Source organism: Collinsella sp. Sow4_D11 (genome assembly GCF_052116465.1).
Lineage (GTDB): Bacteria > Actinomycetota > Coriobacteriia > Coriobacteriales > Coriobacteriaceae > Collinsella.
The window spans coordinates 122,379-146,977 of sequence record NZ_JBQKLA010000001.1; the positions used below are offsets into that span (position 1 = coordinate 122,379).

Here is a 24,599-nt window from a genome sequence, read left to right on the forward strand (position 1 = left end):
GAGTCCGTCTCGCGGGCGCGCCATGTTGTCAATGGGTTACAGTATGAACGGCGGCTATGTTTCCGCCAACGCACGAGAGAGTCGTCAACAAGGAGGGCGCACGACGATGCAGCGTGCCAAACAGATATCGGAGTCTATTGAGCTGGGCATCATCTTGGCACTCGCCGGTGGCTTTATGGACGTTTATTCGTACATTGGGCGCGACCATGTTTTCGCCAACGCGCAGACGGGCAACATCTTGCTGGTGGGCGTGAGCATCTCGGAGGGCAATTGGGCGCTCGCGGGGCGCTATTTCTTCCCTGTGGTGTCGTTTGCCGTGGGCATTATGCTTGCCGACCTGGTACACGAGCGGTTTGGCAGCGTGATTCACTGGCGCCAGGTGACGGTGTTCTTTGAAGCCGTCATCTTGCTGGGCGTGAGCTTTATCCCCGGTGGCGGCTACAACTTGCTCGCCAACTGCCTCATCTCGTTTGCCTGCGGTATGCAGGTCGAGAGCTTCCGCAAGATCCACGGTCACGGCATTGCCACGACCATGTGCATCGGTAACCTGCGCAATGCGCTGCAAAACGTGGACGATTACATCATCACCCACAAGCGCGGCTTTTTGGAAAACGGCCTGCTGTACTTTGGCGTGATCTTTACCTTTGTGTTTGGCGCTGTGCTGGGAAACTGGTGTATTGAGCGCATGGGGCTGCACGCTATTGCGGTGGCGAGCGTGCTGCTGTTCGTGGCGTTTGCCATCATGTTTATCGACCGCGAGCGCGACCTGCGTTTTCGCTGGAAGCGCGCCTGCGAAGATTGGAAAGAGGCCTGCCAAAAATAGCGGCAGGGTGTGGCAAGGGGCTGACCCCTTGCCACACTGATCAATAATGGGGAGGGGACGGTCATCTCGGCCGCCCCTTTTTTGTTTAGTGGTCAGGCGGTGACGATACCAGTTGTTGAAACGCTTTAAATAATCTGACGTTCTCACGCGTTTTTCGCTTCAAAAGCGTTAGGATGGGAGCCATAGCGTGGGGCGCAATGGGTGCCCCGCACACGATGGGAGGCTATCAATGGCTAATCGTTTCGTTCTCAACACCATTTCTTATCATGGTTCCGGCGCCATCAAGGAGATCCCCGGCGAGCTCCAGCGTCGCGGCTACAAGAAGATTTTCGTCTGCTCCGACCCCGATCTGGTCAAGTTTGGCGTTACCGCTAAGGTGACCGACGAGCTCGATGCCGCCGGCATCGCTTGGAGCCTCTACTCCGAGATCAAGCCCAACCCCACTATCCAGAACGTCAAGGACGGCGTCGAGGCTTTCAAGGCCGCCGAGGCTGATGCTATCGTGACCGTCGGTGGCGGCTCCTCTATGGACACTGCCAAGGCCATCGGCATCATCATCAACAACCCCGAGTTCGCCGATGTTCGCAGCCTCGAGGGCGTTGCTCCCACTAAGAACCACGCCGTGTTCACCATCGCCGTGCCGACGACCGCCGGTACCGCTGCTGAGGTGACCATCAACTACGTCATCACCGACCCCGAGAAGGTCCGCAAGTTCGTGTGCGTCGACACCAACGATGCCCCCGAGGTCGCCGTCGTCGACCCCGACATGATGGCTTCCATGCCCGCCGGCCTGACCGCTTCCACCGGCATGGACGCTCTGACCCACGCCATCGAGGGCTACACCACCAAGGGCGCTTGGGAGCTCTCCGACATGTTCCACTTTGAGGCCATCAAGCTGATCAGCGAGAACCTGCGCGACTCCGTTGCCGAGGCCAAGTCCGGCCAGCCCGGCTCCGGCCGCGAGGGCATGGCTCTTGGTCAGTATGTCGCCGGCATGGGCTTCTCTAACGTTGGCTTGGGCATCGATCACGCCATGGCTCACACCCTGTCCGCTCACTACGACACTCCGCACGGCGTCGCTTGCGCCATGCTGCTGCCGATTGCCATGGAGTTCAACAAGCCGGTTTGCGCCGAGCGCCTGGCCAAGGTCGCCGTCGCCATGGGCGTTGACACCACGGGCATGAGCACCGATGAGGCTGCCGACGCCGCTATCGCCGCCGTTAAGCAGCTCTCCGCTGACGTGAACATCCCGCACGTCTGCGAGGCCATGAAGGCTGACGAGATCGAGGTCCTGGCCAAGGACGCCATGGCCGATGCCTGCTTCCCGGGCAACCCGCGCGAGGCGACGCTCGACGACGTCATCGAGCTCTTCAAGAAGATCTGCCCGGCCGCCTAGCCCAGTTTGGTGTTCTTTCGCCTGTAGGCGTATGGTCTTTTGACTTGCCGCTGGCCCCGCCGCGCTACGCACGGCGGGGCTTTTTGTGCCTCGTCGATGCCCCGAGATGGGTAAAACCAAGGCATGCTGCCCGCTGCGGATAGGTGGTGCACTTCCCAGCGTGCATTTTTGGGAGTATTCAGCAAGCTCTTAAAAATGCATAACGTTTTGAAGGACCCGTAGTGGCCCACAGGCGCCCATCGACAGCCATTGTGGGCGGGCTATCGATGAGTGGAGGGGGTTGCTACTGAGTTTCTGCTTTGCGACGACCTGCAACACTGCTGTAACCGCGTCGTTTTGTCGTTCGCGATGGGGTCGTTGGGGCCCACGGTGCTGAATACTCCGTTTTTTGCACGGCCCAAGGTGGGGTACCCTGAGACGAAGCAAAAAGATTCCTCATTTCTATGCAGATACCGATAGGATTTATGCAAGATTGGGATTGTAAGACGTGCGCGTGCACAAAACCGGTGCGGGGACGTCGGGAGGCGGCTCGGCTCCTAGGGCATTGACCGTGCAGAACGGTTAAAATCGGGACTCGGTCTTAGTTTTACTTGGAAGGACGCATATGGCTTCTAATATTGATGCTTCTCTAGAGGAGACGCTCTCCTATATCGCGGGACAGCTTAAGACGCTGACTTCTATTGCTTCGCCTACGGGCTATACCCGTGCGGCGACTGATTATCTAATGGAAACGTTGCGCGATATGGGCTTTGGCCCCGAGCGTTCCAATAAGGGCAACGTGCTGGTTGAGCTTGGCGGCGAGGGCGAGCCGCTTGTGTTGGCGAGCCATGTCGATACCCTGGGCGCCATGGTCCGCTCCATTAAGGACAATGGTCGCCTGCGTCCCACGACGCTCGGCGGGCATCAGTGGTCTACGGCCGATGGCGAGAACTGCACCGTCTACACGCGCGATGGCAATGTGTACACGGGTGTGGTCCTCAATACCGAGCCTTCGGCGCACGTGGCCGACGAGCCGGTCAAGACCATCGAGAAGAACATGGAAATCCTGCTCGATGAGAATGTCGACAGCAAGGATGACGTGCTTGAGCTGGGCATTCAGACGGGCGACATCATCGCTATGGACCCGCGTACCACGGTGACGGAGAGCGGCTACATTAAGAGCCGCTTCCTGGACGACAAGCTGTCGGCCTCCATTTTGCTGGGCTTGGCGCGTGCCGTCGCCGCTGGCGAGGTGTCGCTTTCGCGCAAGGTGTCGCTGCTCTTTACGGTGTACGAGGAGGTCGGCCACGGTGGTGCCTTTGTGCCGGCCGACACGCGCGAGATGATCAGCGTTGACATGGGTTGCGTGGGTGACGATCTGGGCTGCACCGAGCGCATGGTGTCGATTTGCGCCAAGGATTCGGGCGGCCCCTACAACTACGATCTGGTGACCACGCTGTCCAATATCGCGCGCGAGCTGGAGCTCGATTACGCCATCGACGTGTACCCGCATTACGGCTCAGACGTTGAGGCCACGCTTTCTGCCGGCTACGACATCCGTCACGGCCTGATCGGCCCTGGCGTGTACGCGAGCCACAACTACGAGCGCAGCCACATGGACGGCGTTCGCAACACCTACGAGCTCGTTCGCGCCTACGTTCAGCGCTAGGGGAGCAGCTTGCGACTCGGCTGACCAATCGCTAAAGCCCGATTTCTCGGGCTTTTTTTCGCTTTGGCTTGTTTAGTATTATGATATATGTAATCTATTAACTAAACGTGTAAATTACTTAACGAGGTGATGCGGTGTATGGATACGTCTGAGTACTTGTCTATGGGTGATGCTGCCCGCCTGCTGGGCGTTACGAAAGCCCGCATATCTCAACTTGCCGCATCGGGAACGCTCGCGTGCGATATTGTGGGCGGACGGAAGATGGTCGAGTACAATTCCGCGGTCGCTTATCAAAAGGTCCGCAAACGTGGGCGCCGTCCTGCGGCCGATGTGGGGCGCAAGTTTACGCTGATGTCGGCCGACCATGAGGTCGCGCATGTCTCATTTGATCCGTCGCGCGAATATCCCTTCGAAATCGCGGAGGTCCTCGATGCACAACGAATGCCGTTTGGCACGTGCTCGAGCTCTTCTCCTACGGTGAATAAACGGGAGCTCAACGTGTGGTGGAGCCATCGGTCGGTGCCCGATGTTCGCCCCGGACTCGTCTCGCGCTATCGTGAACTGGGAATTGCCAGTGGCATCGAGGTCCCGGTTCAGTGCCTGGGCCTCTCGCTTTCGGATTGCTATTGGCTGCGGCCGGCAGAATGCGACGGGCTCAAATGGCGAAACCTCAATTACTTCGAGAATGATTTTGAGCGATCGGCGCCCGAGGGACGTTCGGGTTGGCTGGAGGGCATCGGTCTTAATAATCCGGATAACACGTCCGAGGGCGAGCTCCCTAAATCGTGGATGATCCGAAACGGCATTCGCGTTTTGGCTAAAGGTTGCGGCATGGACGATCAGCGTCCCTTTAACGAGGCGGTTGCAACGGCTCTACATCGTCGCTTGTTGTCGGAGGGCGAGTTTGTTCCTTATACGGTTGAGCGGATGTTCGATGGCCCTGTGTGTCTGTGCGACGACTTTCTTGACGGCCGCGAGGAATACGTTCCGGCTGTTTACGTTAAGGGCGCACTTGGTAGCCAGCGGGGAAACTCGACATACGACCGGTACTGCCACTTCCTTGGTAAGCATGGAGCAGACGAGGCTGCCGTAAGAAGGTCTATGTCGCAGATGATTGTCTGCGATGCCCTTTTGGCCAACAGCGATCGCCATTGGCGAAACTTCGGCATCATCCGCAATGTCGACACCCTGGAGATAAGGCCTGCTCCGCTGTTCGATAGCGGCAACTGCCTGTGGTACAACGTACCAACTGCCGTGCTCGCAGCTGGGGAGTTTGGGTTTTCTGCTAAGCCGTTTGGGCCCGACCCTTCCGTCCAGCTGGCGCTTGCGGACTCACTCGATTGGTTCGATTCATCGCGGCTCAACGGATTTGTTGATGAGGCGATCGAGATTCTTTCGCAGAGCGAATGGGCCACAGCGGAGGGCCGGCTCGAGTCCATTTGCCGCGGCCTCGAGCGTCGCGTAATCGAGGTGAATGCCGCTGTTGAGGTACTTCGACACGTGCAGCGATAAACCCGTGGCTACTTAAGTGCGCCGGTCACGGTGCCGCCGCCCAGGACGACGTCGCCGCGGTAGACTACAACGGCCTGTCCGGGGGCGACGGCGCGCTGCGGCTCGTCAAAGGTCAGAAGCATCTGTCCGTCGGCGCCACGTGTAAGGGTCGCTGCCTGGTCCTTTTGACGGTAGCGGTACTTGGTGCCCACGCGAATGTCGCCGGACGTGAGCTCTGCCTCCATGCGGTCGGCAGGGGCGCTCCAGATCCAGTCGTTGGCCGTGAGTGCTGTCGCCGTCAGGTCCTCAGCCTCGCCCAGATGCACAATGTTGTTGGCGGCATCGACGCCCGTTACATACACGGGGCGCGCCATCGCGACGCCCAAGCCCTTGCGCTGGCCGACGGTATAGCGCAGTGCGCCGTTGTGGCGTCCGACCACGCTGCCGTCGCGCCATACAATATCGCCCGGCTCGGCGGCATGCCCGCAGCGGCGCTCGATATAGCCCGCGTAGTCGCCGTCCGCGATAAAACAGATATCCTCGCTCTCGGCCTTCTTGGCGTTGATGAAGCCCTGCTCGGCGGCAATGCGGCGCACGTCGCGCTCTTTGTCCAACCCTGCCAGCGGAAAGATTGTGCGTGCCAGGCGCTCTTGCGTGAGCGAATACAAAAAGTAACTCTGGTCCTTCTTGGAGTCTTCGCCGCGGTGCAGCTGCCAGGTGCCATCGGGCGCTTGGCTCGTTTTGGCGTAGTGACCCGTGGCAATGTAGTCGCAGCCCATATCGAGTGCCGCGTCGAGCAGCGCGCCAAACTTAATATGGCGGTTGCAGATGATGCACGGGTTGGGCGTCAGCCCCTCCTGATAGGCGGTCACAAAGCGCTCGATAACGTTGCGGTCGAAGGCCTGCTGCAGGTCGAGCACATGGTGAGGTATCCCCAGGCGATCGGCGACGGCCTTTGCATCGGCGATGTCACGGTCGACCTTGCTCATGCCCGTGACGGGATCGGGCGCAGGGCAGGTGAGGCGCATAGTGGCTCCGACGCATTCGTAGCCTTGGCACTTGAGCAGATAGGCAGTCACGCTGGAATCGACGCCGCCGCTCATGGCGACGAGCACGCGCTTGTTGTGCATGGGGAGGTTCTCCTTGGTGGCATGTGGCCAAAAAAGAAAAGCGGCGCGGGAGGCTGGTTCCGCGCCGCAGACATTGTAGCAAGTTCGGGCGTCTCGTGGGACACCCTGACGGGATGGGCTCAGACCGCCGGGAGAGAGGAGGCAGGTTCGTCCCTGAGCTCAACCTATGGGAAAAAAGGCTCTAGTCCTGGAACAGTGCCGTGGACAGGTAGCGCTCACCGGTATCGGCGAGCAGTGCGACGATGGTCTTGCCCTCGTTCTCGGGGCGCTTGGCTAGCTGCAGCGCGGCCCACACGGCGGCACCGGACGAAATGCCCACGAGCACGCCCTCCTTGTGGCCCACGGCGCGGCCGGTGGCAAAGGCGTCGTCGTTCTCGACGGGGATGATCTCGTCATAGACCTGGGTGTCGAGGACGTCGGGCACAAAGCCGGCACCGATGCCCTGGATCTTGTGCGGACCGGCCTGGCCCTTGGAGAGTACCGGGGAGGTGGCGGGCTCGACGGCGACAACCTGAATCTCGGGGTTCTGCTCCTTGAGGAACTCGCCCACACCGGTCACGGTGCCGCCGGTGCCAACGCCGGCGACGAAGATGTCGACCTTGCCGTCGGTGTCGTCCCAGATCTCTGGGCCGGTCGTGGCCTTATGGATGGCGGGGTTGGCGGGGTTCACAAACTGGCCGGCGATGATGCTGTTGGGGGTCTCCTTCTGCAGCTCCTCGGCCCTGGCGATGGCGCCCTTCATGCCCTTGGAGCCGTCGGTGAGCACGAGCTGTGCGCCGTATGCCTGCATAAGCTTGCGGCGCTCGACGGACATGGTTTCGGGCATGGTGATGATCACCTTGTAGCCGCGAGCCGCCGCCACCGAGGCGATGCCGACGCCGGTGTTGCCGCTCGTGGGCTCGATGATGGTATAGTCGCCGCCGCGCACGAGCTTGCCGGCCTTCTCGGCCTCGTCAATCATGTTCTTGGCGACGCGGTCTTTGACGGACCCGGCGGGGTTGAAGTATTCCAATTTGACGAGCACGCGGGCCTTAAGGTCCTCATCGGCCTCAAAGTGAGTGAGCTCCAAAAGCGGGGTGTGGCCGATAAGCTGATCGATGGACGTATAAACCTTGCTCATGGTGAACCTCCAAGTGTTCAAATGACTGGATACCGTGTAGTTTTACGGTGGCCTAGTAGCTAAACCCATAAACCTTATAGGTTGTTTGTTTAGCTGTTGGCAAGCATAGTAGACACTAAAGCCTAGTAATGCAATAGGAAATAGGAGATTATTACGAGCTGATTAACCACCTTGACTGGAATGGGTATTTTCAAAGCCAATTTTTCGGCTAGAATTTCAACGGATTAAAAGACCGAAAGGCAGCACTATATATGTTGGTTTCTACTAAGGGCAGGTACGCCCTGCGCGTTATGGTCGACCTGGCCGAGCACCAGGCGGCCGGTCGCATCCCGCTCAAAGAGATCGCGGCGCGACAGGGGATTTCCGAGAAATATCTCGAGAACATCTTGGCTACGCTCGTGCGCGCCAACATGCTTTCGGGCATGCGCGGCAAGGGCGGCGGCTACGTGCTCACGCGCCCGCCCGAGCAGTACACGGTGGGAGAGATCTTGCGCCTGACCGAGGGCAGCCTGGCGCCGGTCGCCTGCCTGGATGGCGACTGCAAGGGCTGCTCGCGATCTGACGAGTGCCCCACGCTCGACGTGTGGAAGAACCTGGACAAGCTCATCAACGACTACCTCGACGGTGTGACGCTCGATGCGCTCGTCGCCCCCAACGGGGGCTACGACTACGTCATCTAGCCCCACCAGCCATTTGGGGACGGGGTAGAAATGGTAGATTCTTTTGTCCTCTGAGGCTTGACAAAGGCGAAGGCCGTCCATCGTTGCGATGGACGGCCTTCGTTTTGGCGTGTTGTGGCGGTCCGTATCCGGTTGCTTTAGTTCCTGGCGATGCTGTCGAAGATGCTTCGAGTGATGGACACCAAAATGCTACCCATAAAGGCCGACCCAAAGCTGGCAATGGAGATGCCCGCGCCCAGCAGATTTACCGATAGGTAGCTGGCAAGCTCGAGCATAAAGCTGTTGACTACAAGCTGAAAAATACCCAGCGTGATAATGGTGAGCGGCAGCGAGATGACCGTCAGGAGCGGCTTGACGAGCGAGTCGACGACGTTGAGGAACAGTCCCACAAAGGCAAAGCAGACCCAGGCGTCGGCCATGCCGAAGGGCTGAATGCCGGGGACGAGGAACGTGGCGATCGCGATAGCGATTGAGGTCAAAAGCCAGTTGAGCAAGAAGCGCATGGTGGGTTCCTTTCCGGTGCGCGTGACGTGTTGGTGGCGCGTAAGCTCGTTTGCCGCGGCGAATCGGATGGTTGCCTTGGCGTGCGCCTCTGCGTTGGGCGCCCATTGTCTCAGATATTCGTGGAGCTTGCATGCGCATTCGGTTTCAAAACGGCGTTCGTCCTAAAAAACGCGCCGCTGACAGAGAGTCTTGTCACTTTAGTTTGGTGGTGTGCTAAACTACTACGGGCAAAAGCTACATGCGTTGCCCTATTGCATAGAATGGGCGAACGATGCCCGGTGCCAGTATCAACTTCGATGCCTTTTGGCGGGTTTGGCGGTGATCGATGAATATCGAGAACATGTTTGACAAGCCTGATGTCAAGCAGCTAGTCCACGCATTTAGTCTTTTGGACGACGAGAAAGATATTCAAGCGTTTTTGACCGATATCTGCACGCCGCGCGAGATTTGCGATCTATCGCAGCGTCTGCAGGTCGCGCGCTACCTGGACGAGGGCGAGCCCTATGTCGAGGTTCAGGTCCGTACCGGCGCTTCGTCCACCACGGTGAGCCGTGTATCCAAGGCGCTCAACGGCGAGTACGGTGGCTACCGCAAGATCCTCATTAAGCTGGAGGATGGCGAATAGGCCGCGGCAAAACGAATTGTGAAAAACCGCTCCTCCGGGGGCGGTTTTTATATGCCCGCAATCGGCTGGTGCGTCGGGATCAGGTTGCTTTGCACCAAAACATGAAGCTGCGGTGGCAATGTGTCCGCTTGGGCGGGTAGGATGGATGCATTGATTATTGCGAACAGTTTGAGTGGAGGGCCATGCCTGTTCGAATCTATACCACTAATGCCGGCACGGATTTGAGCGATGCCGAGTCGGCGCTGCTTGCCGACCTTATTGCCCGCCACGGGCGTGCCGTGCTGCTGGCGCCAACGTTTGCCGAGCTCGACCTGTGCCGTCATGATGCGGCGGAAGCCGGCGTTTCGCTGGGCATCGATTACAAGACGCCCGCGTCGTGGCTTCGCTCGCTTTGGGAGCTTTTGGGCGACGGGCGCGGTTTCGTCGACAACCTGCAGCGCCAGATGCTGTTTTCGGACATGGTCACGCGTCTCGATGATGTCGACCTGCAGCCGCTTTCGCGCAGCCAGGGCACGGTGCGCATGCTTGCGCGCATGGCCCGCGATGTGCTGCCAGGTGTGGCGGGGACAGCTGCCGAGCGATGCCGTGGCAACAATTGCCGGCCTGAGCCAAAAAGCGATGCCGAGGCTCGTGTGTTCGAGCTTTTGCGTGCCTACGCGGGCGGTTTGGACCGTCGAGATATGGTCGAGCCCTGCGAGGCGGCTGACATTATGGCCAGCGCCCTGGCCGATAATCTGCCGGCGTGCGCCCGTGCCGTCTGTGTACGCGGCGTCACGTCGTTTACGCACGGTCTGCTCGAGCTGCTGTCTGCTGTGGCGAACAGTGGGGGAGAGGTCGTCGTGCTGCTTGCTCGCGAGCAGGCGGCGATGCGCGAGGAACTTGCCGCGGCATTTGATGCCAGCGGTGTGCTGTTTGAGGTCGCGCCGCTGGGGGAGGACGCCGTCGCGTCTGATGCCGCTTGTGGAGCTACCGCTCAGCCTGCCTTTATTGAGGTCGCTGGCCCCCACGCCCGTGCTCATGCTTATGCGGACGCAATTGATGATCTGGTAAAAGCGTGCCAGGGTTTCGGGGCCGACGATACCGCCGGCCTCTCCGCCGACCCCGTACGCGTGCTCGTTGTTTCTGCCCGGGCACCCCAGCTGTTCGGTGAGCTCGCCTCTCGTCTGGCGGCTCGTCATATCGCTGCCGAGACAACTGAATTCACGGCGTTTTCCCAATCCATTGCGGGCAGGCAGTTTGCGGCGCTTGCCAGCTTGATCGAGCGCATGAAGGCGGCCGATGAGGGTGTGGCGTCAAAGACCGAGTGGTGGCCCGCGGCGGAGCTTGCCGACTGGATCTACAGCCCGCTTTCGGGCGCTGATGCCGCCAATGCCCGTATCTTCGATAAGAATATGCGTCTCTCGCGTAGCAAGACTACCGCGGGCGTTAAGAGCCTGCTGCAGAGCGTGCAAGGCCAGGTGAGGGGCGCACGCAAGGCGGCGAGCGACGAAAACTGGTTTAAGAACGTACCGTGTGTGGTCTCGGACGTGTTCCAGGCACTGTGGCGCGACAAGCCCGTGACGGCGCTCAAGGCCATGCTTGCCGTTGCCGAGGCGTTGCCCGATCGCTCGCTGGGCAGCCTGGATGGCCAAGCTCGTCGCCAAGCGGAGGCGGCCCTGCTGCGCCACGCCATCGACATCCTTATGAATGACGCCCGCGCGCTCGACGTGTCGCAGGCCGCGACCGTGCCCGTGCTCGATGGCATTCGCACCAAGGTGGACAAGCGTAGCACCGCCTACGATTACGAGACCTACGAGGTTGACGGTGCGCCACGTGCCCAGGTTCGCTTTGCCTCGCTTGCCGATGTGGCGGCTCTGCGCCCCGGCAGCTACGATGCCGTGCTGTTTGCCGATGTCGATCTGGACAGCTATCCGCTCTCACACGAGGAAGGACCGCTGGCCACGTTGGCTGCGAGCCTTGGTCGCGAGGGCGTGACGCTTGAGCCTGCGGCCTTGTTGCGCGTGCGCTTTGGCCACGCGATGCGGGCGGCACGTGGCCCGGTTGCGCTTGCGCGCGTGACGCACGATCGCCAGGCGCGCGAGTGCTATCCGGCTGCCGTGTGGACCGAGTTGCGGGCGCATGCCGAGGCCACCGGTGCCGCTCAGGTGACATGCGTGGGCGAGGGCGATATCGTAGGTGATTTTGACCCTGCAGCCGGCAAGGGCCTCAAGCGCGAGCGCGTGGCATGCGAGGCTCCTCAGCATTTGAGCGAGGCGGCCGTGCCATATCTGGTCTTGCGCCGTCGGGACGGCGAGGGCGAGGACGCGCCGCTTGTACCGCGTCTGACGTCTGCCTCGCAGATCGAGGCCTATTCCACCTGCCCGCTGTGCTGGTTCGTCTCGTATCGCGTTAAGCCCCAGTCTATCGACGCGGGTTTTGGCAACATGGAGAAGGGCAACTTTGTCCACGACGTGCTGGAACATCTGCATGCCCGCTTGCCCCAAGAGGGCATGGAGCGTGTGACGCCCGAAAACCTGCCGCGCGCGCAGGAGCTGCTGCACGAGGTCTTTGCCGAGACCTTGGCCGAGCACGCCGGCAAGCGTGGCAACGAGGGCCCGCTGGTACCGCTCTCTGCGGTGGAGGAGCGCCAGGTGGCCGAGATCTTGCCGCAGCTGGAGGGCGTGCTTGCCTACGAGTCCGAGGCGCTTGCCCCCTTCGCTCCGCGCTACCTGGAGTTTGCGTTCAACGAGCTCCAGGTCGAGTATGCCGGCTGGCCGCTCGGCGGGCGCATCGACCGCGTGGATGTGGATGCCGAGAATCGCGCTGTGGTGATTGACTACAAACATCGCACGGGCGTTGAGGAGTTTAAGCTCGCCGACCCTACGGTGCGCGACGAGGAATCGGGCACGGCGCCCATCGACGATCCGCGCTGGTTGCCGCCACATACCCAAACGCTCATCTACGCCCAGGCCATGCGCCGGGCGCTGGATTTGGATACCCGTGCGGCGCTCTATTTTTCGACCAAGGGCGGCAAGCCGGCGTTGCGCGGTGCCGCGAGCGCCGAGCTGCTCGAGGAGGAGCGTGGCGACGGTCGCATCCCGGGCCTTAAGAAAGGTTTCCCCGGCGAGGGTGGCAGCATGGACTTCGACGCCCTGCTCGATCGCGTGGAGGCCGGCATCGCCGAGCGCTTGCGCGAACTCGAGGCGGGCAACGTCACTGCTGTCGACCCGGCGTCGACGCAGGCCGCGCATGCCCGCTGCTCGTATAACCACGAAGGAACGTTTGTAAGGAGGGACGTGTAGACCATGGATCTTTCGACCTTGATGCCGCAACAGCTGCAGATCGTCAAGACGCTCGACCGTCCGCTGTTTGTCTCGGCGGGCGCCGGTTCGGGCAAGACCTTTACCCTCACGCGCCGCATCGTCTACGCGCTCTCGCCCGAATCCGGTCCGTTCGTCGAGCATCTGGACCAGGTGCTCGCCATTACCTTTACCAAGGATGCCGCGGCCGAGATTCGCGATCGCGTGCGCCGTGCGCTTATCGACGAGGGCATGGACGAGGAAGCGCTGACCGTCGACGACGCGTGGATCTCGACCATTCACGGCATGTGCTCGCGTATCCTGCGCGCACACGCGCTGGAGTTGGGCATCGACCCCGAGTTCACGGTGCTCACCGATACCGACGAGCTCATGGACCAGGCTGTTGAGCATGTGCTGGGTCGCGCGACGGCACCCGATGCCGCCCCCGAGCTCGCGGCATCGCTCCAAGCCCTCTACGCCTGGTATCCCATGGCGGGCGAGGGCGGTCCCTTTGGCGCCGGCACGACCATCAAGGGTCTGGTGCGCGAGATGCTGGAGCTCTCGAGCCAGCTGCCGGGCGGTATGGACGACGTGTGCGTGGCGCGCGGCCAGGCCGATACCTCGGCGCTCGCCGATGCCTATCGCGCGGCGCTGGGCGCAAGCAAGGCGGCGACCGAGAAGGCGCAGACGGCGCTCGACGCCATCGACGCGTTCGAGGCGAGCGGCAAGACCATGGCCGATGCGGCGCGACTCATGATGTCGTGCACCATGCCGCGCGCGAGCAAGGCGTTCCCCAAGGAGCAGGTCGAGCTGCTCAAGGCCGAGGCCGCCGATGCATTTATCAATATCGTGCTTGCCTGCGGTGGCCCCGCGCTCGATGCACTGGTGGGCTTGGCCCGCTCTGTAGAGGCCGAGTATCGCGCACTGAAGGCTGCCCAGTCCGCCCTCGATAATAACGACCTGCTGCGCATGGCCTTCGAGGCCCTGCGCGATTACCCTGCCATTCGTGCTGCGTACGAGGGCCGCTTTAAGATGGTCATGATCGACGAGTTTCAGGATACCGATCAGATGCAGGTCGACCTGATCCGCTACCTGACGGGTGCGGGTGAGCGCGCGCTGTGCACCGTGGGCGATGCGCAGCAGTCGATCTATCGCTTCCGCGGCGCCGAGGTCGAGGTGTTCCGTCGCCAGGAGCGCAAGGTGGGATCGGCGGCGTCGTCGGAGACGGTTGCCACGTCCGATGCCCCCGCCGGCGAGCTCGTCAAGCTCGTGCGCAACTTCCGCAGCCACGACGAGGTGCTGCGCTATGTGGCCCGCGTCTTCGACGGCGATGACGGCGGCCTGATGCAGGGCTTTTTGGATCTTGAGGCGAGCGACGGCCGCAAGGACACGCTGGTGGCGGATGCCTCGCGCCGCCAGGCCCTCTTTGTTGCCGGCGGCAGTACGCAGGAGCGCACACAGGCCAAGGCCCGCGCGATCGCGGAGCGATTCCGCGCGCTTACCGATGCCGGCCAGCCCCAGGGCGGCATGGTGCTGCTGCTGGGCCGCATGACCAACGCAGACGTCTACGCACAGGCCTTCCGTGACCAGGGGCTCGACTGCGTCATCGCGGGCGGCTCGGTCTTTGCCCAAGCTGCCGAGGTGCAGACGGTGCGCGCCCTGGTTTGTGCCCTCGCCAATCCGGCCGATACGGCGCAGGGCCTTATGCCGCTGCTCGCCTCGCCGATGTTTGCGCTGGGCGCCCAGGAGTTCCTGGCGCTGGCGACCAAACTCGACGATCAGACGGGCGAGACGTCGCGCCGCAACATCGACGCGGGCATCATGAGCGATTCCGATGTGCCGGGCTTGCAGGGCTTGCCGCTCGTGACGCGTGCCCGCGAGGTGCTGCGCTACGCACTGCGTCGCGTGGGGCGTGATTCGTTTGCCGCCATCGCGCGCGACGCGGTCAATGCCTCCGGCTGGTTCGTGCGCCTGGCGCAGCGCGGCCCCGAGGGCAAGGCCATCGCCGCCAACGTGCTCAAGGCGCTCGATGCCGTGGCCGAGGCGGAGGCCGAGTTCGGTAACTCGCCGCGCTCCATTGCGCTTGCCTTCGATCGCTTCCTGGCGGGCAAGGAGGCCCCGGGCGCCCTCAACGAGGAGGGCGACGGCGCGGTGCGCATCATGACGGTTCATGCCTCCAAGGGTCTGGAATATCCGGTCGTGGCGGTCGCCGAGTGCTTTGGCGTGCGTAAGTCCTCGGGTGCGGCACAGATGGGTCGCGTCGAGGGCGGAGCGCGGGTCGTGGCGCTGCCGGCACGCTTCGACGGCGTTAAACTCGCGGACGGCACGTTCGTAAAGGGCGATGACGTCAAAAAGCAGTTTGAGCATGCGTTTAAGGGCAAGGGCACGTCGCTGTGGCTACCGCCGGAGCTCATGGAGGACGTCTGTGCGACGGGTTCTCCCGCCGAGGCATTTGCTCGCCTGCGCAACGACGACCTGCAGCTTTCGCTCGAGGAGCGGGCCCGTTTGCTCTATGTTGCCATGACCCGTGCGCGCGAGCTGGTGATCTTGGCGATGGATGCCGGCGTGAGCCGTGGCAAGGTGACGGCGCCGACCTTCGATGTCGAGACCGATCTGACCTACGACGTGCTGCGCCGCATTCTGCCGACCGACGCTCTGGACATGCCGCAGCTCGATGCCGACCGCCTGGTATTCGACAACTCCCAGCCGGGCGACTACGAGCTCATTTCGCTTTCGGACTTTACCTTTGGCGAGCAGGCGTTTGAGGCCAACGCTTCGCTGGATGCCGAGGGCAGGCTCGTTCGTGGCGATACCGATGTCGCCGATAATGCTGCGCACTCAACCGTGCCCGGTCCTGCCGACCCCAAGCCCGATTCGTTTGAACTCGTATATCCCCAGACGGCGGGCGTGCGCATGGGCACGTGTCCGTTCCCGGCGCGTGATTCGTACAGCTATTCGTCGATCGCCGCGGCGCTCCATGCCGAGACGGAAGACCGTGCCGCCGAGGCGCGTGTTCCCATGGATGAGGCGGGCGACGATGCCGAGTCGGATGGCTCGGAGATGGCCGATGCAGACGTGGCTGCTGTCGAGCCCGCCGGCAACCCCATGGCGCTGGGCTCGGCGTTCCATGCCGCCTGCCAGTGGCTCATCGAGATGGGTGCCGATGCGCTGCCCGCTGAGCGTGCCGATGCGCTGACGCGCCTGTGGTGCCTGACGCCGGAGCAGCGCGAGCGTTTTGACGTTGCCCTGAATCGCTGGCTCAGGTCGTCGGTCCGTGCCGAGCTTCTTGCCTGGCCGTGCGTCCGTGCCGAAGTGCCGTTCTTCTCGCTGGGCTGCGAGGACAAGGACATTGCCCGCTACGGTGCATATGCCGAGGGCGCCATCGATGCGCTGGCGACCGACCCGGCCGATCCGTCACGCGCACTGGTTATCGATTACAAGACGGGTGGCACGCCGGATGAGACACCCGACCAGCTGCTCGAGAAGCACGCCCTGCAGGCGCGCGTCTATTCGGATGTTCTGCATAAGGCGGGCTTTAAGACGGTGACCGTCAAGTTCGTCCGCGTGGAGCAGACGGCCCCAGCTGTCTTAGTCGAGCTCGCCGAGCCCCAGGTGGTCACCTACAACTTCTAGCCCTCAGATAACGTGCGGTGGGATCCTTTTCGATTCCACTGCAGCTCAGGGGTAGCTAATTTGGGACGGGGCTCTTTTAGCTACCCCCATACATCGGTTGAGATGTATTCCGACCCCGACTCGTTCGCCGTCAGTCAAAGGGTAGCTAAAAGAGCCCCGTCCCAAATTAGCTACCCGTGTGGGTTTGGCTAGGTTCGGGCGCTGTCCGTGCCGTGGGGTAAAATCGTTCAGTCAGAACACGAACCCGCATCGGAGCTCATCACATGGCATTCGTCCATCTGCACAACCACACTGTTTTCTCCATGCTCGACGGCGCAACCCGTATCCAGGATATGGTCAACCGTGCCGTAGAGCTGGGCATGCCCGCCGTGGCCATTACCGACCACGGCTACATGTATGGCGTGCCCGATCTGGCGCTGGCCTGCGACGCCGTCAACCACAACACGCCCGAGTACAAAACGTGGAGCCACGACAAGGCCTTCTTGGAAAAGGACCGCCGCGACGAGCTGGTGGAGCCCGATCCCGAGGCAAACCCGCGCGAGCATGCCCAGTATGTGAAGGACATGGCCATGTGGGACGAGAAGGGCAATATCGACGAGCTCAAGCCGCCCCTTGTCATCAAGCCCATCTTTGGCTGCGAGGTCTACTTTACGCCGGACGAGACGCTCGCCCGCGACCACAAACCCGAGCTCTACCACATGATCCTTCTGGCCAAGGACCAGGAGGGTTACGTCAACCTGATGCAAACGGTCTCCGAGGCCGCCGTGCAGGGCTTTTACTACAAGCCGCGCGTGACGCTCGACAACCTGCGCCGCCACGCCAAGGGCATGATCTGCACCAGCGCCTGCATCGCGGGCATCATCCCCAAATACATCGACCGCGGTGACATGGAAGGCGCCATCAAGTGGGCCGAGACCTTCCGTGATACCTTCGAGCCTGGTGACTTCTACATCGAGATCCAGGAACACGGCATCACCACCGATAACGGCCTGACCGACGAGCAGATGGACCGCACGCTCATTGATATCGCCAAACAGGTGGGCGTCAAGGTCATCGCCACCAACGACTTCCACTACCTGCGCCGCGAGGACGCGCCCGTGCAGGACGTCATCATGTGCATCGGCATGAACGCCAAGGTCGACGACCCCAACCGCATGCGCATGACCGGCTCGGAGTTTTACATGAAGACCGAGGAGGAGATGCGGGCGATGTTCCCGTATTGCCCCGAGGCCTGCGACAACACGCTCGAGATCGCCGACAAGTGCTACGTTGAGCTGGACTGGGACTCCATCATCCTGCCGCGCTTCCCGCTGCTCGATCCCGGCGAGACGCACGAGAGCCAGTTCCGCCGCGAGTGCGAGAAAGGCCTGCGCCAGCACTACGGTGACGACTGGGCCACGCGCGAGATCGGTGGCGTCAACATCAAAGAGCGCTTTGAGTACGAATACAAGGTCATTTGCGACAAGGGCTTTGCCGCCTACTTTTTGATCGTCGCCGAGTACGTGCAATGGGCCAAGGACAACGGCATCGGCGTCGGCCCCGGCCGTGGCTCGGCCGCCGGCGCTATCGTCGCCTACGCCATGAACATCACCGCGTTCGACCCGCTCGAGAACGGTCTGATGTTCGAGAGGTTCCTGTCCCCGCAGCGTACCGAGATGCCCGATATCGATATGGACTTCGACGATGAGCGGCGTCTCGAGGTCGTGGAGCACGTTCGCCAGCTCTACGGTCCCGAGAAGGTCACCCACGTCATCACCTACTCGACCATTAAGGCCAAGCAGGCCATCAACGACGCCGCGCGCGTCCTGGACTACCCGGTCTACATGGGCCAGCGCCTGTCCAAGATGGTCTCGAGCGACCCCAAGGTCAAGCTCAAGCAGGTGCTCGAAAAACAACCCGGCAAAGAGGATCTGTTTAACCCCGACTTTGCCGAGGCCTATAAAAAGGACGACGACGCCCGCCGCATCATCGACACGGCGCTCTCGATCGAGGGCCTCACCCGTGGCGAGGGCGTTCATGCGTGCGCCGTTCTGATCTGCCGCGACCCCGTCAACGAGCACGTGCCCACCAAGCTCGACACCAAGGGCGGTGTCGAGATTACCCAGTACGAGGGCCATACCGTTGCCGACATGGGCCTGCTCAAGATGGACTTCTTGGGCCTGCGTACGCTGACGGTTATCTCCAAGGCCAAGGCAAACATCAAAAAGAACTTCGGCATCGACATCAAAGAGGAAGAGATTCCCTTTGACGATCCCGAGATCTTTAAGCTCATGGGCTCCGGCCACACCGCCGGCGTCTTCCAGGTCGAGTCCGCCGGCATGACGGCCACGATCAAGAACATGAAGCCCACCGAGTACAAGCACGTCGTGGCATTGATCGCCCTGTACCGCCCGGGCCCGCTGGGCGCCGGCATGGTTTCGTCCTACATCAACCGTATGAACGGCAAGGAGCCGGCCGTCTCCTACGACGACCGTCTGGACGACATCTTGGGCGAAACCTACGGTACCATGGTCTACCAGGAGCAGGTTATGCTCATCTCCGTCGAGATGTGCGGCTTCTCCAAGGGCGAATCGGACTCGCGTATCCGTAAGCCCGTGGCTAAGAAGAAGATCAAGCTGCTTACGTCGACGGTGCTCCACTGGGAGGATGGCTCGGACGAGACCACCTACGACCACTGGATGAACGGCGCCATCAAGAACAACTACACGCGCGAGGTCGCCCAGAAGATTTGGGACGATGTTCTCGAGTTCGCGTCCTACGCCTTTAACAAGTCGCACTCCGCCGGCTACGCCATCTTGGTTATGCAGACGGCGTGGCTCAAGGCGCACTATCCGCACGAGTACATGGCGGCCGTCCTGACGTCCTATACGGGCAAGACCGACAAGATCGTGCACTACGTCTCGGCATGCCGTCACGACGGCATCCCCGTGCTTTCGCCAGATGTCAACGAGTCCGGTACCGAGTTCACGGCTACCAAGGAAGGTGTGCGCTTTGGTCTGGCCGGCATCCGCGGCGTGGGCACCGGCGTGGCGCAGGCGATTATCGCCGAGCGCGAGGCGGGCGGTCCGTTTAAGACGCTGCATGATTTTGTCGAGCGCGTGGACTCGAGCCAGGCCAACCGTCGCGTGATCGAATCGCTCATCAAGGCAGGTGCCTTCGACTCCACGGGGTATCCGCGTCGTCAGATGATGCACTTTGTGGACAAGAACAACCCCGAGAACATCATCGATGCCGCGGCAAAGCGCCAGAAGGATCGCGCGAGCGGCCAGACGTCGTTCTTCGACATGTTTGGCGACGTTGAGGGCTCGGGCTTTGAGGTGAGCGTACCCGATCCGGATGGCCAGGAATGGGACCGCCACCTTAAGCTGAGCCAGGAGAAGGAGGTTCTGGGCATCTATGTCTCGGACCACCCGCTGCGCCCGTTTGAGTATGCGCTCAGCAAAGCGCGCGACTTCTCGTTCTCGCAGATCGACACCGGCTACGAGGTGCAAAACCCCACGGGCGGCACCATCAACCAGGAAATTCCCGAGGGCAAGGCGCTGTGGTGGGCCGGTATGGTCTCGAGCGTGTCCAAGCGCGTGACCAAAAACGGCGACCCCATGGGCATCGTGCAGCTCGAGGACATGGAAGGCGAGGCCACCGTCGTGGTGTTCCCCAAGACCTTCAAGGAGGCCGAGGGGTATCTGTACGGCGAGGTCGACCCCGAGACCGGCGCGCAGCTGTCCGATGCGTTTGTGCGCATTAAGGGCAAGCTCGAGCGCTCGGACCGCGGCGACCAGATCATCGCGCAGGAGATTGTGCCGCTTGAGCTCAACGAGGAGAACAACAAGCCCAAGGTGTTTGAGGTCATGGTGCCCAACAGTCGCTTTAGCCAGGGCAACATGGCGCGTCTTGCCACGGTGCTCACCGCCAACCCGGGCGGCGACCGCGTAGAGATCTTTATCGAGCAGGCGGACGGGCGCGTGCTGCGTGCCGAGGTACCTGCTAAGGTCAACGCACGCTCGATTCCGCTGTTGGCCGAGGCCAAGGCCATCGTGGGTAACCAAGGCAGAGTGACGGTGATCTAAGGACGCCGTTGGCGGGGTAGCTAATTTGGGACGGGGCTTTTTTAGCTACCCTTTGGCTGACGGCGAATGAGTCGGGGTCGGAACACATCTCAACCGACATATGGGGGTAGCTAAAATAGCCCCGTCCCAAATTAGCTACCCCGGGTGAGATTGGAGGAAGCGATGGCGCAGGGGACGTTTGTGCAGGCGCTTCGTAAGGAGGCGGCGCTCAGCAGTACCTTTATGAAGGGGCGTTCGCTCATGCTCAACGGCGCCGTGCTGTCGTTTGAGGACTCCGGCTCGCGCTTCTCCAAAAACGTGAATATCGAGGGTACGGTGCGTGGTTCGCGCGGCGACCTGTATAAGACGCACGTGGCGCTCGATATGGACGAGCACGAGGTTGTCGATTACGACTGCGATTGCCCCGCCGCCTTCCGCTATTCCGGCATGTGCAAGCACGCCATCGCCACGGCGTTGGCGTATCTGGATGCCAGCGGCGCCGAGCCCGTCGAGGGTTTGCGCACGCCGGTCCGCACGTTTACGGTGTCGCCCGCACAGTCCAAGCAGCCCACACGCTCCGCGCCCAGCGCATCTGCGGTCAACCCCAACTTTCCCTTCCCGGCGCCCGTGCCCACGAGCCCGAGCCTTGTGGCAGCACTTTCCGATCTTTCGGACGCGCGGATGGATAAACTCGTGGCCATGCGCCGCAAGCTCGCTGGCACCATTGACCCCGATGCGCCCAAAGCAGTGCTGGAGCCCTCGCTGGTGCCGTACTACAATCCGCTGTTTGCCGATCGCTTTAGCTGGGCGCTTGAGTTTCGCATCCGCTGCGGTTCGGTGTCCTACGTGGTTAAGGATATCGACGGCATGGCCGATGCCTATGCGCGCGGCGGTACGTTCTCCTATGGCAAGAAGCTTACGTTTGCCCATGTGCCCGAGGCTTTCGATGATGTGTCGGCAAAGCTGCTCGACTTTGTTGCAATGACGGTCGCCTACCTAGGCGATATTACGAGCTCGCGCTCGGCATCATACGACTTTGCCCGCAGCGGTTTTGTCGCCGAGCGTCAGCTGCCGGTATCCGAGTATTCCATCGTGTCCGTGTTGGACCTGCTGCGTGGCAGGACCATGTCCTTTGAACCTGCTTGGTCGCGGGGGACGACGACGCACCGCGCCTACGAGGTGACGGTCGAGTCGTTGCCGGAAGGGGAGGGCGAAGTCCCGGCTAAGCACCCGCCGCTGATTGCTGCCAAGATTGTGCCGGCAGCCGGGGGCAGCTACGACTTGCGCCTTCCGGCCGATACGTACTGCTTTGCCTCGGGCGACGTCGCCTATCTGGTCGATACGCGCCGCGCGCGCCGTACCGACACGGCGTTTGCCCAACATGCCGCGCCGTTCCTATCGCACTTGTTGCCCTGCCGCACACCGGTCCATATCGCCGCCGACCAAGTGGGTGAGTTTTGCCGCATGGCGCTGCCTATCTTGCGCGACTACACCGACCTTGCCGCGCCCGCTGTGCTCGATACCGTGGCGCCCGAGCCGAGCTTTGCCATGGCGATCGGCGTCGACGATGGGCTCGTGACCTGCAAAATTACGGTTACCTACGGCGACTGGTCGGCAGATCTCTTTAGCATGGGCGCTCCGGGCAGCCCCTTCGAAGAGCAGCGCCCGGGCGTGCCGCCGCGCGACGAGGTGGCAGAGTTTCGCGTTATGGATACGGCGGCTCTGTATTTCGACTTTTACGAGGGTGGCCTGGCGTTTGAGGAACGCGATGACGAGAGCCTGTTCCACTTGCTGACTGAGGGCCTGTCTGCCCTGTCCGAGCTGGGCGAGGTCATGCTCAGCGACCGTCTGCGCCAGATCTCGGTCCGCCCTGCGCCCAAGCTTTCGGTGCGCGCCACCGTCAAGAGTAACCTGCTCGACGTCGAACTGGGCGCGAGCGGCCTTTCGGCGGCAGACCTTGCCATCTACCTCGATTCCTACAAGCGTCACCAGACGTTTGCTCGTCTCACGTCGGGCGACATCATTCGCCTGGACGAGGGAGCGCGTGCCGCGTTTGGCCTTGCCGAGGATCTGGGGGTCGATGCCGTCGACCTGCTCGACGGCGTGTCGCTTCCCGCGTCGAGTACCCTGTTCGTCGACAGCATGCTTGCGCGCACGCCCGCGCTCGAAGCCGATCGCGACGCTGCATTCCGTCGCACCGTCGAGCGCCTGGACACGCTCGGCAAGATGGACTTTACGGTGCCCGCTTCGCTCAAGGCCACGCTGCGTGGCTACCAGGTCGACGGCTACCAGTGGCTCGGTTCGCTCGAACACCTGGGCCTTGGCGGCATCTTGGCCGACGACATGGGCCTGGGCAAAACGCTCCAGATGATCGCGCATATCCTGGCGCGCGTGGAGGAGGGGGACGCTAAGCCCACGCTCGTGGTATGCCCCGCATCGCTCGTGTACAACTGGACTGCCGAGCTGGAGCGCTTTGCCCCCTCGATTGATGTGTGCGCCATTGTGGGTGCCAAGGCTCAACGCCGCGTGCAGATTGCCGGCGTGGCCGAGCATAACGTGGTCGTGACGTCGTATGACCTCATGCGTCGCGATATCGACGAGTACGTCGAGCAGGACTTTGCCCGCGTGGTGCTGGACGAAGCCCAGTACATTAAAAACCCGCTCACGCAGGTGGCTCGCGCCGCCAAGCGTCTGCCGGCCGGCGTGCGCTTTGCCTTGACGGGCACGCCCATCGAAAACCGCCTGTCCGAGCTCTGGAGCATCTTCGATTTTTTGATGCCGGGCCTGCTCGGCACGCGCGAGTCGTTTGCCAAGCGCTTCGAAAGCCCGGTCGAGCACGCCGAGGGTGACAGCGCCGCTCGCCTGCAGGCGCTCGTGTCGCCGTTTGTGCTGCGCCGCGTCAAGGAAGACGTGGTGGCCGACCTGCCCGAGAAGATCGAGGATACGGTGATGGCGCAGCTCACCGGCGAGCAGCGCAAGCTCTACCTGGCCAACCAGGACCGCATTGCCCAGCAAGTGCAGCACCGCGAGGCCGGGGAGTTCAAAAAAGATAAGCTCAAGGTACTTGCCGAGCTCACCAAGCTGCGCCAGATCTGCTGTGATCCTCATCTGCATTACGCGGACTACAAGGCGGGAAGCGCCAAGCTCGATACGTGTATGGAGCTCGTCCACGGCGCGCTCGACGGCGGTCATCGCATCTTGCTGTTCAGCCAGTTTACGGGCATGCTCGATATCATCGGCAAGCGCCTGGCCAAGGAGGATATCACCTTCCTTAAGCTTACGGGCGCATCGTCTAAAGAGAGCCGCGCCAAGATGGTTGCGCAGTTCCAAGCGGGCGAGGTGCCGGTGTTCTTGATTTCGCTCAAGGCGGGCGGCGTGGGCCTTAATTTGACGGCTGCCGACGTGGTCATCCACTACGACCCGTGGTGGAACGTGGCGGCGCAAGACCAGGCGACCGACCGCGCCCACCGCATTGGCCAGCAGCACACCGTGACCGTGTACAAGCTCATCGCCAAGGACACGATCGAGGAACGCATCATGCAGATGCAGGAGTCCAAGCGCGACCTGGTCAACAGTGTGCTCGGCGGCGATGGCATTTCGTCGGCGCTGTTTACCCGCGAGGATGTTCTGGCGCTGCTCGGTGGCGACGGTCGCTAGCTGCGCGCGGGATGGGGCTGCCGGGCTGGGCCAGGTCGCCGGTTCGTCTTAGCCCGACCGTTTATCCCACCCGTTATGTGTTCATTTGAAATGCCATGGATGGTTCGGCGCTCTTTGGGCATAAGAACTATCGAGTACATTGGCACATCAGCAAAGGAGAACATCATGGCGAAATTCTTTAAAGACTCCGACGGCAAGCTCGTTGCCGCTCTTGGCGACGACGTTGCGACCCCTGCCGGCTGCACGGAGCTGACGGCAAACACCGAGGATGCGGCGCACGAGAAGCACGTGCCTGTTGTCGAGACCGAGCGCGACGGCCACGTCATTCGTGCGCGCGTGGGCTCGACGGAGCACCCCATGCTGCCCGAGCACTACATCGAGTGGATCGCGCTTGAGGCCGAGGGCCGCCTGGAGGTCCATTACCTTGAGCCCGGCATGAAGCCCGCGACGTTTTTCGCTGGCGGCTCCAAGACCGGTACCGTCTATGCCTACTGCAACCTGCATGGGCTGTGGTCCGCGACGTTCTAGGAGCGCGCCCCCGCTCGGGGTATCATAGCTAGCATATGCA

At 61.9% G+C, this 24,599-nt stretch carries 14 protein-coding genes; 11 read left to right on the plus strand and 3 right to left on the minus strand.

Translation table 11 applies throughout. The features are described 5' to 3' along the window. Positions 1 to 106 precede the first annotated feature (106 nt). The 4 genes from ACTQ40_RS00560 to ACTQ40_RS00575 all read left to right on the plus strand — a co-directional run bounded on the left by ACTQ40_RS00560 (position 107) and on the right by ACTQ40_RS00575 (position 5,379). Positions 107 to 823, plus strand: a complete 717-nt coding sequence (locus ACTQ40_RS00560) for a YoaK family protein (RefSeq protein WP_154515938.1) — start codon at positions 107 to 109, stop codon at positions 821 to 823. A gap of 229 nt (positions 824 to 1,052) precedes the next feature. Continuing rightward, positions 1,053 to 2,219 carry a lactaldehyde reductase gene (gene fucO, locus ACTQ40_RS00565; RefSeq protein ID WP_154515935.1) on the plus strand — a complete coding sequence of 389 codons (1,167 nt, stop codon included), beginning with the start codon at positions 1,053 to 1,055 and terminating at the stop codon, positions 2,217 to 2,219. Between the two features lie 604 nt (positions 2,220 to 2,823). Further along, on the plus strand, positions 2,824 to 3,867 hold the full coding sequence (locus ACTQ40_RS00570) for a M42 family metallopeptidase (protein WP_441563080.1): 1,044 nt from the start codon (positions 2,824 to 2,826) through the stop codon (positions 3,865 to 3,867). A 138-nt stretch (positions 3,868 to 4,005) separates the two neighbouring features. Then, on the plus strand, positions 4,006 to 5,379 hold the full coding sequence (locus ACTQ40_RS00575; protein WP_441563081.1) for a hypothetical protein: 1,374 nt from the start codon (positions 4,006 to 4,008) through the stop codon (positions 5,377 to 5,379). Between the two features lie 8 nt (positions 5,380 to 5,387). Here ACTQ40_RS00575 and mnmA read toward each other — a convergent pair whose 3' ends face one another. Together mnmA and cysK are read right to left on the minus strand one after the other, a co-directional pair. Continuing rightward, the gene (gene mnmA, locus ACTQ40_RS00580; protein WP_441563160.1) at positions 5,388 to 6,611 is read right to left on the minus strand and encodes a tRNA 2-thiouridine(34) synthase MnmA; all 1,224 of its coding nucleotides are present in this window, start codon (positions 6,609 to 6,611) and stop codon (positions 5,388 to 5,390) included. A 58-nt stretch (positions 6,612 to 6,669) separates the two neighbouring features. After that, positions 6,670 to 7,608 carry a cysteine synthase A gene (gene cysK, locus ACTQ40_RS00585; protein WP_154515926.1) on the minus strand — a complete coding sequence of 313 codons (939 nt, stop codon included), beginning with the start codon at positions 7,606 to 7,608 and terminating at the stop codon, positions 6,670 to 6,672. Between the two features lie 251 nt (positions 7,609 to 7,859). Here cysK and ACTQ40_RS00590 point away from each other — a divergent pair, with 251 nt between their 5' ends. Then, the gene (locus ACTQ40_RS00590; protein ID WP_154515923.1) at positions 7,860 to 8,288 is read left to right on the plus strand and encodes an RrF2 family transcriptional regulator; all 429 of its coding nucleotides are present in this window, start codon (positions 7,860 to 7,862) and stop codon (positions 8,286 to 8,288) included. Between the two features lie 137 nt (positions 8,289 to 8,425). Here the strand turns inward: ACTQ40_RS00590 and ACTQ40_RS00595 are convergent, their stop codons facing one another. Then, positions 8,426 to 8,791, minus strand: a complete 366-nt coding sequence (locus tag ACTQ40_RS00595; RefSeq protein WP_427717799.1) for a phage holin family protein — start codon at positions 8,789 to 8,791, stop codon at positions 8,426 to 8,428. 326 nt (positions 8,792 to 9,117) lie between these two features. Here ACTQ40_RS00595 and ACTQ40_RS00600 point away from each other — a divergent pair, with 326 nt between their 5' ends. The 6 genes from ACTQ40_RS00600 to ACTQ40_RS00625 all read left to right on the plus strand — a co-directional run bounded on the left by ACTQ40_RS00600 (position 9,118) and on the right by ACTQ40_RS00625 (position 24,559). Continuing rightward, positions 9,118 to 9,417 (plus strand): YerC/YecD family TrpR-related protein, encoded by a 300-nt coding sequence (locus ACTQ40_RS00600; RefSeq protein ID WP_154515917.1) that lies wholly within the window; start codon positions 9,118 to 9,120, stop codon positions 9,415 to 9,417. A gap of 182 nt (positions 9,418 to 9,599) precedes the next feature. Next, positions 9,600 to 12,698, plus strand: coding sequence for a PD-(D/E)XK nuclease family protein (locus ACTQ40_RS00605; RefSeq protein ID WP_441563082.1), 3,099 nt, complete (start codon positions 9,600 to 9,602; stop codon positions 12,696 to 12,698). Positions 12,699 to 12,701: 3 nt separating this feature from the next. After that, positions 12,702 to 16,328 carry a UvrD-helicase domain-containing protein gene (locus ACTQ40_RS00610; protein WP_441563083.1) on the plus strand — a complete coding sequence of 1,209 codons (3,627 nt, stop codon included), beginning with the start codon at positions 12,702 to 12,704 and terminating at the stop codon, positions 16,326 to 16,328. 263 nt (positions 16,329 to 16,591) lie between these two features. Continuing rightward, entirely contained in the window at positions 16,592 to 20,395 is a 3,804-nt protein-coding gene (gene dnaE / locus ACTQ40_RS00615; RefSeq protein WP_427727452.1) for a DNA polymerase III subunit alpha, read from the plus strand. A gap of 162 nt (positions 20,396 to 20,557) precedes the next feature. Beyond that, positions 20,558 to 24,031: a DEAD/DEAH box helicase gene (locus ACTQ40_RS00620; protein WP_441563084.1), complete on the plus strand. Its 3,474-nt coding sequence runs from the start codon at positions 20,558 to 20,560 to the stop codon at positions 24,029 to 24,031. Between the two features lie 165 nt (positions 24,032 to 24,196). Then, positions 24,197 to 24,559 (plus strand): desulfoferrodoxin family protein, encoded by a 363-nt coding sequence (locus ACTQ40_RS00625; protein ID WP_427747728.1) that lies wholly within the window; start codon positions 24,197 to 24,199, stop codon positions 24,557 to 24,559. Positions 24,560 to 24,599: the final 40 nt, after the last annotated feature.

What these genes read in the sequence shown, in the direction of transcription:
- ACTQ40_RS00560 (WP_154515938.1), top strand. Translation starts at nt 107, where the DNA reads ATGCAGCGTGCCAAACAGATATCGGAGTCTATTGAGCTGGGCATCATC.
- fucO (WP_154515935.1), top strand. Translation starts at nt 1,053, where the DNA reads ATGGCTAATCGTTTCGTTCTCAACACCATTTCTTATCATGGTTCCGGC.
- ACTQ40_RS00570 (WP_441563080.1), top strand. Translation starts at nt 2,824, where the DNA reads ATGGCTTCTAATATTGATGCTTCTCTAGAGGAGACGCTCTCCTATATC.
- ACTQ40_RS00575 (WP_441563081.1), top strand. Translation starts at nt 4,006, where the DNA reads ATGGATACGTCTGAGTACTTGTCTATGGGTGATGCTGCCCGCCTGCTG.
- cysK (WP_154515926.1), bottom strand. Translation starts at nt 7,608, where the DNA reads ATGAGCAAGGTTTATACGTCCATCGATCAGCTTATCGGCCACACCCCG.
- ACTQ40_RS00590 (WP_154515923.1), top strand. Translation starts at nt 7,860, where the DNA reads ATGTTGGTTTCTACTAAGGGCAGGTACGCCCTGCGCGTTATGGTCGAC.
- ACTQ40_RS00595 (WP_427717799.1), bottom strand. Translation starts at nt 8,791, where the DNA reads ATGCGCTTCTTGCTCAACTGGCTTTTGACCTCAATCGCTATCGCGATC.
- ACTQ40_RS00600 (WP_154515917.1), top strand. Translation starts at nt 9,118, where the DNA reads ATGAATATCGAGAACATGTTTGACAAGCCTGATGTCAAGCAGCTAGTC.
- ACTQ40_RS00605 (WP_441563082.1), top strand. Translation starts at nt 9,600, where the DNA reads ATGCCTGTTCGAATCTATACCACTAATGCCGGCACGGATTTGAGCGAT.
- ACTQ40_RS00610 (WP_441563083.1), top strand. Translation starts at nt 12,702, where the DNA reads ATGGATCTTTCGACCTTGATGCCGCAACAGCTGCAGATCGTCAAGACG.
- dnaE (WP_427727452.1), top strand. Translation starts at nt 16,592, where the DNA reads ATGGCATTCGTCCATCTGCACAACCACACTGTTTTCTCCATGCTCGAC.
- ACTQ40_RS00620 (WP_441563084.1), top strand. Translation starts at nt 20,558, where the DNA reads ATGGCGCAGGGGACGTTTGTGCAGGCGCTTCGTAAGGAGGCGGCGCTC.
- ACTQ40_RS00625 (WP_427747728.1), top strand. Translation starts at nt 24,197, where the DNA reads ATGGCGAAATTCTTTAAAGACTCCGACGGCAAGCTCGTTGCCGCTCTT.